We start from the raw sequence: 14,565 nt of genomic DNA, 5'->3' as shown, positions 1-14,565 counted from the left end.
GCACATTCGTTATATCAAATTTAATACAACCATAGATTGTTTAATTTATTTTTATTAACTTATTAATAAAGTATAAGGATGATATTTTTGAATAACGTCATCTTTTCACTCGTTATTATATTTTTATATTACCATTTATATATTTCTTTAATCTAAACGTAAAACATTCTCAAAATTATTTGCTTTCGATTTGCTTGGGGTGATAGAAATACAAAGTCTGTTTTCTGCCTTTTTTAATAAAACCTCATAATTTCCTACAGAGAGAAAAATAATTTCTCCAGCACGATACTGTGGATCATCTGGCTCTAAATCACCACCAGTTGTATCCTCCCCTGCACCAATAAAAATTTCACCTGATGGGCAACTGATATTTATTTTTACATCTGGATCTTCGATGTTGTCGCATAGATTTATTGTGTAAAAACCATCATTACCTAACCCAATAAATGCAATATTACCTTTGTTCATTTCCTCTAATTCATCGTCTGGTATGCTCCACCAATCGGCTGTATCTGATTTTCTATGTTGGATTGCTTGTAAATCAAAAATTGCCAGAGTTGCTGTATCAGTCATAAAAGAAAACACGTTTGACATCTTAATGCTCCCAAAATAGTTCTAAACGAACCTAAATATCTTTTCTTTTTATATACCGTTAATCATATAGGATTTTATCTATACTATTTAGCAAACCAATTCCCTATACTAGACCTATATTTTATAAATCAAAATGTAGCTTGAATACATATACTCTAAATAATTCAAGATGCCGCTAGGCGACAAGTGAATGAGTCGCTAGGAGCATACACAAGTATGCGACTAGTGCGAATGAGCCTAGTCAACAACGCTACGACTTGAAGTATGACGAATACATAACATGGACGGTCTTATGAAATCACAACTACTCCTTATCACCTTTTCCCTTTATGCGGTTTCCTCATTTTCAGCAATCGCGGCTTCAACTCAATGCACCGATATTGAAAAACAAACCAATATTGCCAATAACGATATTATATTGCTCAGTTCTTATAACGGTCCGGTTAAATCAGTCACGATGACAAGCACCATCCCCCATGACGGCCGTTTTAAAGCATTTAAAGGTGAAATTCACTTTGATGAGTGTGGAAAGTTATTAAAAGATAGCACATCAATGCAGGAGTACTTTGAAGGTAATGTAGAAACTAATTTAATAAGAACATTACCTAATAACCCTTCTGTTATCCGATATCAATTCCAGAGAAAAAATGCCTACGGCTCACACTCTATCTATATGCAAGAAACCTATCATAAAGATGAGCAGAACCGCTTCAACAAAAAAGTAATTCAATATTACTCAAATGATGGCGCTTTACTGGATACAGTCACCAGCCAATTCGACTATAAAGACGGGCGCATTATTAAAGAAACTAGCAAATCGTCTGATCCTACAACTAAGATTATCACAACAGTGTACACCTATAATCCTCAAGGAAAACTACAATCCGTAATAGAAGACGGCAAAATAAATGTAGAGTATCAATATGATCCTGAAGGAAAAGTTGTGACTCAATCAAACTATATCAAAGGCATTAATGGAGAAGATAAAGCCTTTATCACTACTTGCCTTGAATGGGACAAATTTGCTAATTGTTCAAAAGAAGAACTTGAGAGTACGATTAAATTTGATGATGAGGTGGTGAATTTTAGTAAGGCTATGCTTCATAACGAGTTTATTTACTACGAATAATATTTATATTATGTTTTTTGTATCAAATTTAAGTTGATAATATAAAAATCAGACTATCAAAAATAGACTGGTTTTTATATTTATTACATATATTCTTATCTATAGTTAGTATCTATAGTTAGATCCCCCTCGTGATACTTTCATTAAAAAACAATTTGTGTAAAACTACTTAAATCAATTAATGATGAATATGCTTTATCGCATGTTCTCTTTTAATAAAATTTAAGATGGTTCATTATATGAAATTTCCATTATTTTTTATTTTTTCTTTATGCACACTTTTTATTACATTTCCTGCTTCTGCGATATCAACATCTTGTGAGCAATCACAAAAACAAGTGAATGCATCTAACAATATGTTCATAATGATTGATTTCAATTATGGCCCAATAAAAACAATTATCACCACCAGCAAATTACCTGAAAAAGGCCGACTTAAAGCCTTTAAAGGAGAGGCACAATTTGATGAATGTGGCGTTCTTACTAAATATGATTTTTCTACACAAGAATATATTCATGAACATATTGAGACAAATCTTTTAAGAATGTCTACACCTTATAACATTAAGTATAAATATCAGTTAAAAAACAGACATAGAACACACTCTCTTTATCTAGTTGAATTTTATGGAAAAAACAATCAAAATCAGTTGATAGATAAAACATCTCATTTTTATGATGATGATGGCTCATTAATTGGCACTGACTTTGCTGAACTAATATACAATAATAAAAAAATTGTAGCAGAAACAATTATTAAATCCACGGCTGAAAATCAAGGCAATTCAATTAAATATTATTATGATAAACAAGGGCGCCTTTTAAAAGCGATGGATCATAGTGGCGTTATATTAGAATTTAATTATGATAAAGATGGTCGAATTTTGCGCCAGATGCAAATATTTACCAGTCTATATGATGATATAAGAGAATATGACAACACCTGTCGAGAATGGGATAAATATAATAATTGCTTAATCTGGGATATGGTAAGTGAAGTAAGAAAAGATGATAAATTAATCGACACAAGTACTGCCACTGTCTACCATGAATATGAATATTATGAATAAGTTACCAGTGTTAAAAATTTAAAATCACACTCTATTTTTAGTTTATTATGATATTACATAACAAAGGCCACCTTATTAAAAATAAAGTGGCCTTTTATTTATCTATTTTTCTATATTTTATTATGTATTCTGATATTGAGTTTCAGCTTCATCAAAGCGTTGTTGGTTTTCTTTGCTTGGCTCTTTACCCATTAAACTAATAACAACGATAGCGATAGAGGCAAAGATAAAACCAGGAATAATTTCATATAAACCAAACCATTTATATTGCATCCACACTAACACGGTCAAAGCACCAATCAACATTCCGGCAAAAGCACCATTACGGGTCATACGTTTCCACAGAACAGAAATAAGGATCACTGGACCAAAGGCGGCACCAAAACCTGCCCACGCGTTACTGACTAAATCAAGCACCTTATTGTTAGGATCACGCGCTAAGAAGATGGCAATAATCGCAACTAATAACACCATGCCACGCCCTACCCAAACTAGCTCTTTTTGGCTCGCACTTTTGCGAATAAATGGTTTGTATAAATCTTCAGTTAACGCACTTGCACAGACTAATAATTGACAGCTTAGTGTACTCATTACCGCCGCTAAAATTGCAGATAATAAAATACCAGCAATCCACGGATTAAAGAGCAGTGAAGCCAGCTCCATAAAGATACGTTCATTTTTAGCCGTTACCGCACCCGCTTGTGCTGGATTCATTTCAAAGTAAGCAATACCAAAGAATCCAACCGCAACAGTTCCCCCTAAACAAAGGATCATCCACGTCATACCAATACGGCGAGCTTTACGAATAGTTTGGTTAGAATCAGCCGCCATAAAACGTGCAAGGATATGAGGTTGTCCAAAATAACCTAATCCCCATGCCAATAATGAAATAATGGCGATAAAATCAAGCCCTTTAAACATATCCAAATAAGATGGATCTTTCGCTTTAATGATAGCAATAGAAGTATCAATGCCACCTACTGAGAAAATAACAATAATAGGTGTCAAGATCAGAGCAAAAATCATTAACGTTGCCTGAACAGTATCAGTCCAACTTACAGCAAGAAAACCACCTAAAAAAGTATATGCAATCGTTGCAAGTGCACCATAAATCATCGCTTCGTGATAAGGAATATGGAATGTAGATTCAAACAACATTCCACCAGCAACTACACCTGATGCACAATAAATAGTAAAGAAAGTAAGAATAACAAGTGCTGAAATGATACGTAGCATTTTGCTTTTATCATCAAAACGCGATGTCAAATAATCGGGTAACGTTAATGCATTATTGTTTTTCTCAGTTTGCAAACGTAAACGCCCAGCAACTAAACGCCAGTTTAGCCACGCACCTAAACAGAGCCCGATAGCTATCCAACTTTCTGAAATACCGGCGAAAAAAACCACGCCCGGTAATCCCATCAATAACCAGCCGCTCATATCTGAAGCACCCGCTGAAAGCGCAGTAACAACACTGCCCAGTCGCCGACCGCCAAGAATATAATCATCAAAGTTTTTTGTTGAACGATAAGCAAGGTAGCCAATAAAAAGCATACCCAAGATATAGATCGTAAATGTAATTAGCATTGGCGAAGTTAAGGCCATAATTGCAGTTCTCCATAAATCTGTTTCCGATCATCGGTATGCTTTTGACTTGTACAGGAACGTTGCACTTCGTTGCGCATTAATGATCTTTTCAGTTTTTAATTAAAATAATTTCTTACAGCAACAGATAAAGCATTCACATCAATCCTAGAATAGGTTAACTGCATTTAACAAGAAATTAACGTTTAAATGTTTAAATTTTGTTTATGACTTCACACTATTTGTCTTAATTAGAAGACACATTATAAATGCAAACATCAACAAGATAAATATAATTTATTGATTTATATATAAATATATAGAAAAAATAAATTACACTATTTTTAATCACTCACAAAACCTGACTACTTTCACATTATTTATAAATAAATTGTTAACAATGTTGCACAAAGTTGCAACATGAATGATATTAATAAAAATAACGGGTAACTGTACTTGTGAATTAGAAATAGAATATAGGAGCACTGCATGAGTAGCACAACAATGGGTGTTAGACTTGATGAAGAAACCCGCAATAGATTAAAAGAAGCTGCACAGAAATTAGATAGAACATCGCATTGGTTAATTAAGCAGGCTATTTTCGATTATCTAGAACAAATCGAAAATGATCAGGTTAATCTTGGTAATTCAACATTTGCAGAACAAGATATTGATGAAAGCACTGAAATACCAACCGCTCATTATCAGCCATTCTTAGAGTTTGCTGAACATATTCATCCGCAATCTGTTCTACGCTCAGCAATTACTTCTGCATATCGGACACCTGAAACACAAGCTGTACCTATGTTATTGCAACAAGCGACATTACCTGAAAATGAAGCCCAAGCAACGCATAAATTAGCCTATTCCATCGCCGAAAAATTACGTAAACAGAAAAATGGTGTTGGACGCTCAGGGCTAGTTCAAGGTCTATTACAGGAATTCTCACTTTCTTCACAAGAAGGTGTCGCCTTAATGTGTTTAGCAGAAGCTTTATTGCGTATTCCTGATAAAGCCACTCGTGATGCACTTATCCGCGATAAAATCAGTCATGGAAACTGGCGCTCACACTTGGGACAAAGCCAATCTATGTTTGTGAACGCGGCAACATGGGGCTTATTATTCACAGGCAAATTAGTTTCGACCCATAATGAAGAAAAGCTATCTAACTCTTTAAATCGCATTCTCACCAAAAGTGGCGAGCCATTAGTTCGTAAAGGCGTTGATATGGCGATGCGTTTAATGGGCGAGCAATTTGTTACTGGTGAGACTATTTCTCAAGCACTCGCAAATGCACGCAAACTTGAAGAAAAAGGCTTTAGCTACTCTTATGACATGTTAGGAGAAGCCGCATTAACAGAGAAAGATGCACAAGATTATTTAGTCTCCTATCAACAAGCCATCCACGCAATTGGTAAAGCCTCTAACGGCAGAGGTATTTATGAAGGTCCTGGAATATCTATCAAGCTTTCAGCATTACATCCTCGTTATAGCCGTGCTCAATATGAGCGTGTTATGTCCGAGCTTTACCCTCGCCTACTCTCATTAACATTACAAGCAAAGCAATACGATATTGGTATTAATATCGATGCAGAAGAAGCAGATAGACTTGAGATTTCACTCGATCTACTTGAGAAACTCTGTTTTGAACCTGAATTAGCAGGTTGGAATGGTATTGGCTTTGTTATTCAGGCTTACCAAAAGCGTTGTCCATTAGTTATTGATTATGTGATTGATTTGGCACGTCGTAGCCGTCGTCGCTTAATGATCCGTTTAGTAAAAGGTGCCTATTGGGATAGCGAAGTAAAACGCGCTCAAATTGATGGTCTTGAAGATTATCCTGTCTATACTCGCAAAGTGTATACCGATGTCTCTTACCTTGCCTGTGCGAAAAAACTACTCGCATCACCTAATTTTATTTATCCGCAATTTGCTACACATAATGCGCACACACTGTCAGCAATTTATCATTTAGCGGGTCAAAACTATTACCCCGGACAATACGAGTTCCAGTGTTTACACGGTATGGGTGAACCACTTTATGCTCAAGTTGTTGGTAAAATTGCAGACGGGAAACTAGGTCGCCCTTGTCGTATTTATGCGCCCGTAGGAACTCATGAAACATTACTTGCCTATTTAGTGCGTCGCTTACTTGAAAATGGGGCTAATACGTCATTTGTAAACCGAATTGCTGATACCACAATTTCTCTTGATGAATTAGTGGCAGATCCGGTCAAAGAAGTGAATAGAATGGCTCAAGCCGAAGGCCAAGTTGGGCTTTCTCATCCTAAAATTCCGCTTCCTCATAAACTGTATGGTGATGAACGTAAAAACTCACCGGGCATTGATATGTCAAACGAACATCGCTTGGCATCACTTTCTAGTGCCTTATTAACATCAGCAACTGAAAATATACATTGCGAACCTTTATTAGGTGATACGTTTAATTCTTCAGAGAAAACACAAGAACCTCAATCTGTGTTAAATCCAGCCAATCATGCTGATATTGTCGGTACAGTAAGAGAAGCAACAGAAGCCGAGGCAGATTTTGCCTTAACCATTGCTCAAGAAAAAGGTGAAATCTGGTTTGCTACACCACCAGCGCAAAGAGCTTCATTTTTGATCCGTGCTGCGGAGTTAATGGAACAACAAATGGGCCCTCTTATGGGAATACTCGTGCGCGAAGCAGGTAAAACTTACAGTAATGCGATTGCTGAAGTCCGCGAAGCCATTGATTTTCTCTACTATTATGCGGCTCAAGTCGCTCAAGACTTTGATAATAATACACATCGACCTTTAGGGCCTGTGGTTTGTATCAGCCCTTGGAACTTCCCATTAGCTATCTTCAGCGGACAAATTGCGGCAGCTTTAGCAGCAGGTAATACCGTTCTAGCAAAACCCGCAGAGCAGACACCTTTAATAGCATCAAAAGCTGTTGCGCTTTTCCATCAAGCAGGTGTTCCTTCTTTTGCACTACAACTGCTACCGGGGCAAGGTGAAACCATTGGTGCACGCTTAGTGGCTGATGAGCGTGTTCGAGGTGTGATGTTTACAGGTTCTACGGAGGTTGCTCATATTTTACAAAAGACCTTAGCGGGTCGATTAGACAGCGAAGGTCGCCCAGTGCCTTTAGTGGCAGAAACGGGGGGCTTAAATGCCATGATTGTTGATTCATCTGCATTAACAGAGCAAGTCGTAACTGATGTAATGGCATCCGCTTATGATAGTGCTGGTCAACGTTGTTCTGCTTTACGTCTGTTATGTATTCAAGAAGAAGTGGCTGAGAGTACTATCGAGATGCTTAAAGGTGCGATGGCTCAAGCAACAATGGGTGATCCAAGTTTACTATCTACAGATATTGGTCCTGTTATCGATAAAGAAGCAAAAGCAGGCATAGAGAAACATATTCAATCTATGCGTACAACTGGCTTCGAGATTTATCAAGCATCACACAATAGTTTGTCAAAACACGCTGAAAGTAACAGTACCTTTGTTCCGCCGACTTTAATTGAATTAGATAAAGTCAGTTCATTGAAGAAAGAAATCTTTGGCCCTGTGTTGCATGTTGTACGTTATGCAAGCCAAGATTTGCCAGCATTATTAGAAGAGATTAATGCAACCGGATACGGGTTAACAATGGGCGTTCATACACGTATTGATGAAACCATTGCTTATGTTGCCTCAAATGCCAAAGTCGGAAATTTATACGTTAACCGTAATATGGTCGGCGCAGTTGTGGGTGTTCAGCCTTTTGGTGGTGAAGGATTATCGGGTACGGGTCCGAAAGCAGGCGGCCCTGTTTATCTATATCGCTTATTATCTAAACGCCCTGAAAATGCCGCAACGCAAACATTAGCACGCCAAGATGAAACACTTCCTCTTGATACTTCTATGCGTAATACGTTATTACAGACTTATCATAAGTATATGGAATGGCTATCAAACAAAGCGGATAAACCACATTATGAAGCTTTAGAGAAATATGCCCTTGCATCACAAGCAGGAACACTGCGTGTATTACCGGGCCCTACTGGCGAACGCAATACTTATCAATTAGTCCCTTGTGGTAATGTGTTGTGTATTTCAGATAACGAGCAAGATGCATTGACTCAAATTGCCGCTGTTCTCGCTTCTGGTTGTCATGCTGTTGTGGTTAATAGCCCATTCTCACAAAAAACATATCGTGAATTACCTGATAGTGTCAGAAAAGCCATTACATTGACTGAAAACTGGAATGATGAGTCACTGAAAATAAATGCGGTGATTTACCATGGTGATGGTGACCAATTACGTGAAACTTGCCAGAAAATTGCTCAACGCAAAGGAGCTATAATTTCTGTTCAAGGATTCTCTCGTGGTGAAACAGGTATATTGTTAGAACGTTTACTACATGAAAGAGCATTAAGCATTAATACAGCGGCAGCTGGAGGTAATGCAAGCTTAATGACGATTAGTTAATTTTCTCTTCTCTTTCTCTCCTTGTCTTTGAGACCACCTTTAAAGTCTGTTTTCTTAAAGGTGGTTTTTTATTTTGCTACCCTATTATTTCTAAAGAGATAGTTAAAAGTGTTATTTTTTTAATGCTGTGACTGTTCTCACTCTTTTTATATTTATTATTCGCGACGAATTAGTTTAGTAAATATACTTACGCCCAAGTCAACCTAGAAGTTGATTTAATTATATCTTTATGAATACCTGAAACTTGCGCCCCACTGTGGGCGCTTTTTTTATCTATTGATGCAATTTACTCAGTACAACATTGCTTTTCATCGTTGATAGATAAATTTAGAAATAAAAAAGAAATTGAGTAAGAAAAAATAGGAAGGATTTAGAATTAATAGAAAAGAAAAAGGAGCAGGCTAGGCTACTCCTTTTAAGGTCTCTCTTGAGCGCAATTAGTGACTGCTACTCATTGATGGGGGCTCTTGGCACCAATCAAGATATTGCTCGTACTTACGTAGTGCAATATTGTAGTTACTAAATGCAGAGGGAGTGAGCTTTTTACTCAAGTCTGACTGAATTTTCTCTGTCGTAAACTCTTGACGAGGAAAATTAGTTGAAGTCAGTAATTCATCGAGCCGACGTAAACGAACCACATACTCACGAACAGTACTGTGGCTCATCTCCGTTTGTTCAAACAAATACTGCTTAAAAGACATAATGTCAAAGTAGTCAGTTTCACTATTACAGTAAATCTCACTACAAAAACGGCATAGCGCAGAGAACTTCTCTTGTAACGTTTCCCACGTTTCATCATCAACTAAATCCGTCATTTCAGAAATGGCTTCTTTATTGATAACTTGGCGATTGAATACGAGAGAGATCCGATCAAGCGCCTTGTGGCAATGTAGACAATGAGTCTGGCTGTGTTTATAGTCTTTAATGTAACGGCTTAGCGGCCGTTTCTTTTGTGTTGAAACAGACATAAGAGATAAAGCCCTGTGTTGTAGTCTTAATAAACAAAAACAAAAATAAGCAAAACTTCTATTTCTCTGGGTTTAAGCGTGCTCGCAGCCTTTTTATGGCTTGGCTGTGTAGCTGGCTCACGCGGGATTCCCCGACATTAAGCACTGCGCCTATTTCTTTCAAATTAAGTTCTTCCTGATAATACAGAGTAAGAACCATTTTTTCCCTTTCGGGAAGCAATTCTATCGCGTCTATGACTCTTTGGCGAATATCACTTTCTAATAACATCTGTAATGGATTGTCATCATGATCTTCGTCTTGAGACGGTTCACAGCTTTCACCGTAAATTTCATGCCATTCGTCATAAGAGAACAATTGGCTGTTATTCGTATCCAATAGGATCTGCCGGTATTCTGCTAACTCAATCTGCAAATGATCAGCAACTTCCTGTTCTAATGGTGGTCGTCCTAGATCCTGCTCTAATTGATGAATAGAATGCGTTACTTCTCTTGCATTGCGACGCACACTACGTGGCGCCCAATCTCGACTGCGCAGCTCATCTAACATAGAGCCACGGATACGTTGAACAGCATAAGTGGTAAAGGCAGCACCTTGCATTGAGTCATAACGCTCAACGGCATTTAGCAGCCCAATTCCACCTGCTTGCAAAAGATCATCCAATTCAACACTCGCAGGTAACTTGACCTGTAATCGTAATGCTTCATGGCGAACCAACGGGACATATCGCTCCCAGAGGCTATTTTTGTCCATCACGCCTTCGGCGGTATACAAATCACTCACAACAAAAGACACCTTTGGATAAAAGACCGGAAACCATTATCTGGCGAAATAGATTTAGCAATCGGCTGAACAGTGAAGCAAAAGCGCCTCTTTTTCACCTATGCCAAATTTTCAGCAAAAGTTGGGTTTTCATTGATAAATTAATTTGTCATTGCATTACGAGAACTACTTTACCTTAAAACACTCGGTCTTAATCCTTAGAAAAACCGTTAATTAAATTGATATTTTATCTCATTAAAAGAAATCAACGCATTGAATATGCATTCTGTTCATAAAAAAATAACATATAAATCATAGTATTTTATTTTGTGAGATTTTAGCGTCTAATTGGCGAGTTAAAATACTCATAAATGATTAATTAAAAAAACGATTGTTTTGATGAAAAAAACACCCACTACAAAAATTGCAGTGGGTGTCAATTGAGGATTATTTAAAGAGAAGATTAACGTAATAAAGAAAGAACAGACTGTGGAACTTGGTTTGCTTGAGCCAATACTGAAGTACCTGCTTGTTGCAGAATTTGTCCACGGCTCATATTTGATACTTCTGTTGCATAATCCGCATCTAAAATACGGCTACGGGAAGCCGATAAATTATTCACAGTGTTATTTAAATTATTAATAGTAGATTCAAAACGGTTTTGTACCGCACCTAATTTAGAACGCGCTTCATCAACTTTATTAATTGCACTATCTAATGTTGCAAGTGCATCATCATTTACAGTGAGTGTTTTTACATCGACACCCGCATTGGCAGTAAATTCGTTAGCTGTTACTGCCGATGTTGCCTTGATCTTCACTTCATCATTTGAAGCACCTGTTAACTGGAGGTCAGATGCTGAAACTAAATAGTCTTTAGAATTAGTATTATCATGATAGATATATTTTCCATTGACTTCTTTACCATCTTCTTTATAGGTAGATAAAGTGTCACCACTTGACATTTTAGTTGCGCCTGTTAAAACTTTATTAAGATCGGCTTGAGTTGTAATAGCCGTACCTTTTTCAGTCACACCTTTTTTAGTCGTTGTTTCGGTATATAATTTATCGTTCCCAACCCCTAAAGTATCATTATCAATTTTATCCAATTTAAATTTAATCGTTTCTTTATCATTGGTACCGACTTGGATGGTCATTTCGGTATCACCATTCAATACTTTCACACCATTGAACTGGGTTTGCTCAGAAATACGATCGATTTCAGCGAAACGCTCAGTAACTTCATTTTGAATAGAACTAATATCAGAATTTGAATTAGTGCCATTTTTAGCTTGAACGGTCAGTTCACGAATACGTTGTAAGTTGTTATTAATTTCATTCAATGCTCCTTCTGTGGTTTGAGCAACTGAAATACCATCATTTGAATTACGAGAGGCTTGTGTTAAACCATTTATATTTGAAGTAAAACGGTTAGCTATCGCTTGACCTGCGGCATCATCTTTTGCGCTATTGATACGCAGACCAGAAGATAAACGCTCAATAGCTGAGCCTAAAACGCCTTGTGATTTATTTAAATTATTTTGAGTCACTAAAGACAGGTAATTGGTATTAATAACTTGTGCCATACGATATTCCTTCGACTTGATTTTAAAATTTTTTTCATGAATAGGTTTGTTATTACGCCACTGTAATAACGTTGCCTAAACACTATCGTCATCAATTTCGAGGGTTTTACGGTTTTTGGCGTCGCGAAAATAGCAATAAAAGCCAGTCAGTTAATTTTTAAGAACTTATTGATTTAAAAGAAAAGAGAATTAAATTGAGAGAAAAATAAAAACTAAAAAAGAGTGGGTTTAAAGATAAAATAACAAGAGTCTATACTCTAAATAATCCAAAGTATAAAACTAGGCAACAAGTAAATCTATTCCTTAAAAAGTCTGGTCACATACATAAGCATGTGACCAGTGCGAGTAAACGTAGTCAACAACGCTGAGTTTGGATTATGACGAATACGATTGTCTATCTACTAAATCAGCAACTTCACCATAGACTTCAATTTTAGAAGTATCTATTTGATCTTCTAATTGTCTCAAGTCATAAATACTTTGAAGGCGTAACCAAAATTCAGGTGTGCTTCCTAATGCGGCTGCAATACGGATCGCTAATGAAGGTGTTAATGCTGTTTTACCTGTTAACAGACGAGATACAGTTGCAGGAGTTACACCAATATTTAAAGCAAAACGGCGCCCACTAATTCCCATATCAGCTAAATCTCGCGCAATAATTTCGCCGGGATGTGAAATTTTAAATTGTTTCATTAATGATAATCCTCATAATTTAGAATATAGGCATCACCGTTAATAAATTGGAAAGTAATACGCCAATTTGCTCTTACTGTAATCGACCAATATCCTTCACGCTCACCTTTCAATTTATGAAGTTTATAGATTTGGCGATTGAGTTCGCTAATGTTTTGAGCTACATCAATCGCTTGTAGTCTATCATTAATTCGTTCAACATCCTGAGCAAGAACGCCAGATGTAATACCCTTTTCAAAAAGCTGTTTTAATCCTTTATGCCCAAATGATTTTATCATCTTTAAACCCATATTACACGATATGTAACACACTAGTGGGTTGTTACAATCACTGCAACATAAAATGATTTTTATCGTTTTCTTTAGGAAAAAAGCTACGTTGAAATAATTTTTGAAAATAGATGAAGGAAAAATATAGATATGCTTTACCACAAAAAAACAAAAAAAGGCCCTCTTACGAGGACCTTTTGGATATAGAAAGGTATCTTTTGTGTCAGTGTACGAATTAACGTAACAGAGACAGAACAGTTTGTGGTACTTGGTTTGCTTGAGCAAGTACTGAAGTACCAGCTTGTTGCAGGATTTGACCACGGCTCATGTTAGAAACTTCTGTTGCATAGTCAGCATCTAAGATACGGCTACGTGAAGCAGATAAGTTGTTAACAGTATTGTTCAGGTTAGTGATAGTAGATTCAAAACGGTTTTGAATCGCACCTAATTTAGAACGAGTTTCATCAACTTTGCTGATTGCTGAATCTAAAGTTTCTAATGCTTTTGCATCAACAGTAAATTTGTCTTTACCATCGTCAGCAACGAATGCATCACCTTTAGTTAAAGCAACTTTATCTGCTGTTACAGCACCTTTAGTTGCGATATGTTTAGAGCCATCATCATAAGTAACAACATATTTATCAGCAACAGGTGTGCCATCTTCTTTATATTCAGCAACAGATTTAATTGTTGCATCAGCAAAACCGGCTGTTGCAGTTCCATCAACATCTGTTGCAGAAACTGATTTACCTTCAGCAACAACTTTACCTGTACCTGCTGTTTTGGTAAATAATTTATCGCTATCTACACCTAAAGTACCGTTATCAATTTTATCTAAGTTAAATTTGATAACTTCGTTGTCGTTGGTACCTACTTGGATAACCATCTCAGCTTTTTCGCCGCTCAGTACTTTAACGCCGTTGAACTGAGTTTGTTCAGAGATACGAGTGATTTCGTCAAAACGTTCTTTAACTTCGTTTTGGATTGATTCGATATCTGAATTAGAGTTAGTACCGTTTTTAGCTTGAACTGTTAACTCACGGATACGTTGTAAGTTGTTGTTGATTTCGTTCAGAGCACCTTCAGTCGTTTGAGCGATAGAGATACCATCGTTCGCATTACGTGAAGCTTGAGTTAAACCGTTGATGTTAGAAGTGAAACGGTTAGCAATCGCTTGACCCGCTGCATCGTCTTTAGCGCTGTTGATACGCAGACCAGAAGACAGACGCTCGATTGCACTTCCTAAAGCTCCCTGAGATTTGTTCAGGTTGTTTTGAGTTACCAGAGATAGATAGTTGGTATTAATGACTTGTGCCATAGCTAGATTCCTTTAAAATCAAGTCGATAAAATAAAAGTTTGCCTATTCATTTACGGTGTCAATCACCGGCAACAAGTTTATCGGCACCCCACATACAACCTTTAACTTTTCCTACAAATATTTCTGCGATTTTTTA

Annotated in this window: 11 protein-coding genes; 3 read left to right on the top strand and 8 right to left on the bottom strand. The window is 36.9% G+C overall.

The window, feature by feature from the left end; genetic code table 11:
- Positions 1-147: 147 nt before the first annotated feature.
- Positions 148-594 carry a DUF6386 family protein gene (locus GWJ01_RS18025; RefSeq protein WP_161711415.1) on the bottom strand — a complete coding sequence of 149 codons (447 nt, stop codon included), beginning with the start codon at positions 592-594 and terminating at the stop codon, positions 148-150.
- 292 nt (positions 595-886) lie between these two features.
- Between GWJ01_RS18025 and GWJ01_RS18020 the strand changes: the two genes are divergently transcribed.
- Together GWJ01_RS18020 and GWJ01_RS18015 are read left to right on the top strand one after the other, a co-directional pair.
- Positions 887-1,723 carry a hypothetical protein gene (locus GWJ01_RS18020; protein WP_161711414.1) on the top strand — a complete coding sequence of 279 codons (837 nt, stop codon included), beginning with the start codon at positions 887-889 and terminating at the stop codon, positions 1,721-1,723.
- A 239-nt stretch (positions 1,724-1,962) separates the two neighbouring features.
- Positions 1,963-2,793, top strand: coding sequence for a hypothetical protein (locus GWJ01_RS18015; protein ID WP_161711413.1), 831 nt, complete (start codon positions 1,963-1,965; stop codon positions 2,791-2,793).
- A gap of 120 nt (positions 2,794-2,913) precedes the next feature.
- Here GWJ01_RS18015 and putP read toward each other — a convergent pair whose 3' ends face one another.
- A complete protein-coding gene (gene putP / locus GWJ01_RS18010) occupies positions 2,914-4,398 on the bottom strand; it encodes a sodium/proline symporter PutP (RefSeq protein WP_088495244.1) in 1,485 nt (494 codons plus the stop codon).
- A gap of 468 nt (positions 4,399-4,866) precedes the next feature.
- Between putP and putA the strand changes: the two genes are divergently transcribed.
- Complete coding sequence (gene putA / locus GWJ01_RS18005) at positions 4,867-8,835, top strand: trifunctional transcriptional regulator/proline dehydrogenase/L-glutamate gamma-semialdehyde dehydrogenase (RefSeq protein ID WP_161711412.1); 3,969 nt, start codon at positions 4,867-4,869, stop codon at positions 8,833-8,835.
- 437 nt (positions 8,836-9,272) lie between these two features.
- Here the strand turns inward: putA and fliZ are convergent, their stop codons facing one another.
- From fliZ to GWJ01_RS17975, 6 genes are all read right to left on the bottom strand, one after another.
- On the bottom strand, positions 9,273-9,803 hold the full coding sequence (gene fliZ, locus GWJ01_RS18000) for a flagella biosynthesis regulatory protein FliZ (protein ID WP_088495242.1): 531 nt from the start codon (positions 9,801-9,803) through the stop codon (positions 9,273-9,275).
- Positions 9,804-9,861: 58 nt separating this feature from the next.
- The gene (locus tag GWJ01_RS17995) at positions 9,862-10,584 is read right to left on the bottom strand and encodes an RNA polymerase sigma factor FliA (RefSeq protein WP_036912728.1); all 723 of its coding nucleotides are present in this window, start codon (positions 10,582-10,584) and stop codon (positions 9,862-9,864) included.
- A 442-nt stretch (positions 10,585-11,026) separates the two neighbouring features.
- Positions 11,027-12,148 (bottom strand): FliC/FljB family flagellin, encoded by a 1,122-nt coding sequence (locus GWJ01_RS17990; RefSeq protein ID WP_161711411.1) that lies wholly within the window; start codon positions 12,146-12,148, stop codon positions 11,027-11,029.
- A 375-nt stretch (positions 12,149-12,523) separates the two neighbouring features.
- The gene (locus tag GWJ01_RS17985) at positions 12,524-12,841 is read right to left on the bottom strand and encodes a HigA family addiction module antitoxin (protein ID WP_156733602.1); all 318 of its coding nucleotides are present in this window, start codon (positions 12,839-12,841) and stop codon (positions 12,524-12,526) included.
- On the bottom strand, positions 12,841-13,119 hold the full coding sequence (locus GWJ01_RS17980; protein WP_156733604.1) for a type II toxin-antitoxin system RelE/ParE family toxin: 279 nt from the start codon (positions 13,117-13,119) through the stop codon (positions 12,841-12,843). Before GWJ01_RS17980 ends, GWJ01_RS17985 begins: the two co-directional genes overlap by 1 nt.
- A gap of 226 nt (positions 13,120-13,345) precedes the next feature.
- Positions 13,346-14,428: a FliC/FljB family flagellin gene (locus tag GWJ01_RS17975; protein ID WP_161711410.1), complete on the bottom strand. Its 1,083-nt coding sequence runs from the start codon at positions 14,426-14,428 to the stop codon at positions 13,346-13,348.
- Positions 14,429-14,565: the final 137 nt, after the last annotated feature.

Origin of the sequence: Proteus sp. G2618 (genome assembly GCF_009915995.1) — a bacterium.
Taxonomy (GTDB): Bacteria; Pseudomonadota; Gammaproteobacteria; order Enterobacterales; family Enterobacteriaceae; genus Proteus; species Proteus terrae.
This window is presented reverse-complemented; position numbering and strand designations above follow the sequence as displayed.

Coding starts and splice junctions, on each gene's coding strand:
- GWJ01_RS18025 (WP_161711415.1), bottom strand. CDS start 594: ATGTCAAACGTGTTTTCTTTTATGACTGATACAGCAACTCTGGCAATT.
- GWJ01_RS18020 (WP_161711414.1), top strand. CDS start 887: ATGAAATCACAACTACTCCTTATCACCTTTTCCCTTTATGCGGTTTCC.
- GWJ01_RS18015 (WP_161711413.1), top strand. CDS start 1,963: ATGAAATTTCCATTATTTTTTATTTTTTCTTTATGCACACTTTTTATT.
- putP (WP_088495244.1), bottom strand. CDS start 4,398: ATGGCCTTAACTTCGCCAATGCTAATTACATTTACGATCTATATCTTG.
- putA (WP_161711412.1), top strand. CDS start 4,867: ATGAGTAGCACAACAATGGGTGTTAGACTTGATGAAGAAACCCGCAAT.
- fliZ (WP_088495242.1), bottom strand. CDS start 9,803: ATGTCTGTTTCAACACAAAAGAAACGGCCGCTAAGCCGTTACATTAAA.
- GWJ01_RS17990 (WP_161711411.1), bottom strand. CDS start 12,148: ATGGCACAAGTTATTAATACCAATTACCTGTCTTTAGTGACTCAAAAT.
- GWJ01_RS17985 (WP_156733602.1), bottom strand. CDS start 12,841: ATGAAACAATTTAAAATTTCACATCCCGGCGAAATTATTGCGCGAGAT.
- GWJ01_RS17980 (WP_156733604.1), bottom strand. CDS start 13,119: ATGATAAAATCATTTGGGCATAAAGGATTAAAACAGCTTTTTGAAAAG.
- GWJ01_RS17975 (WP_161711410.1), bottom strand. CDS start 14,428: ATGGCACAAGTCATTAATACCAACTATCTATCTCTGGTAACTCAAAAC.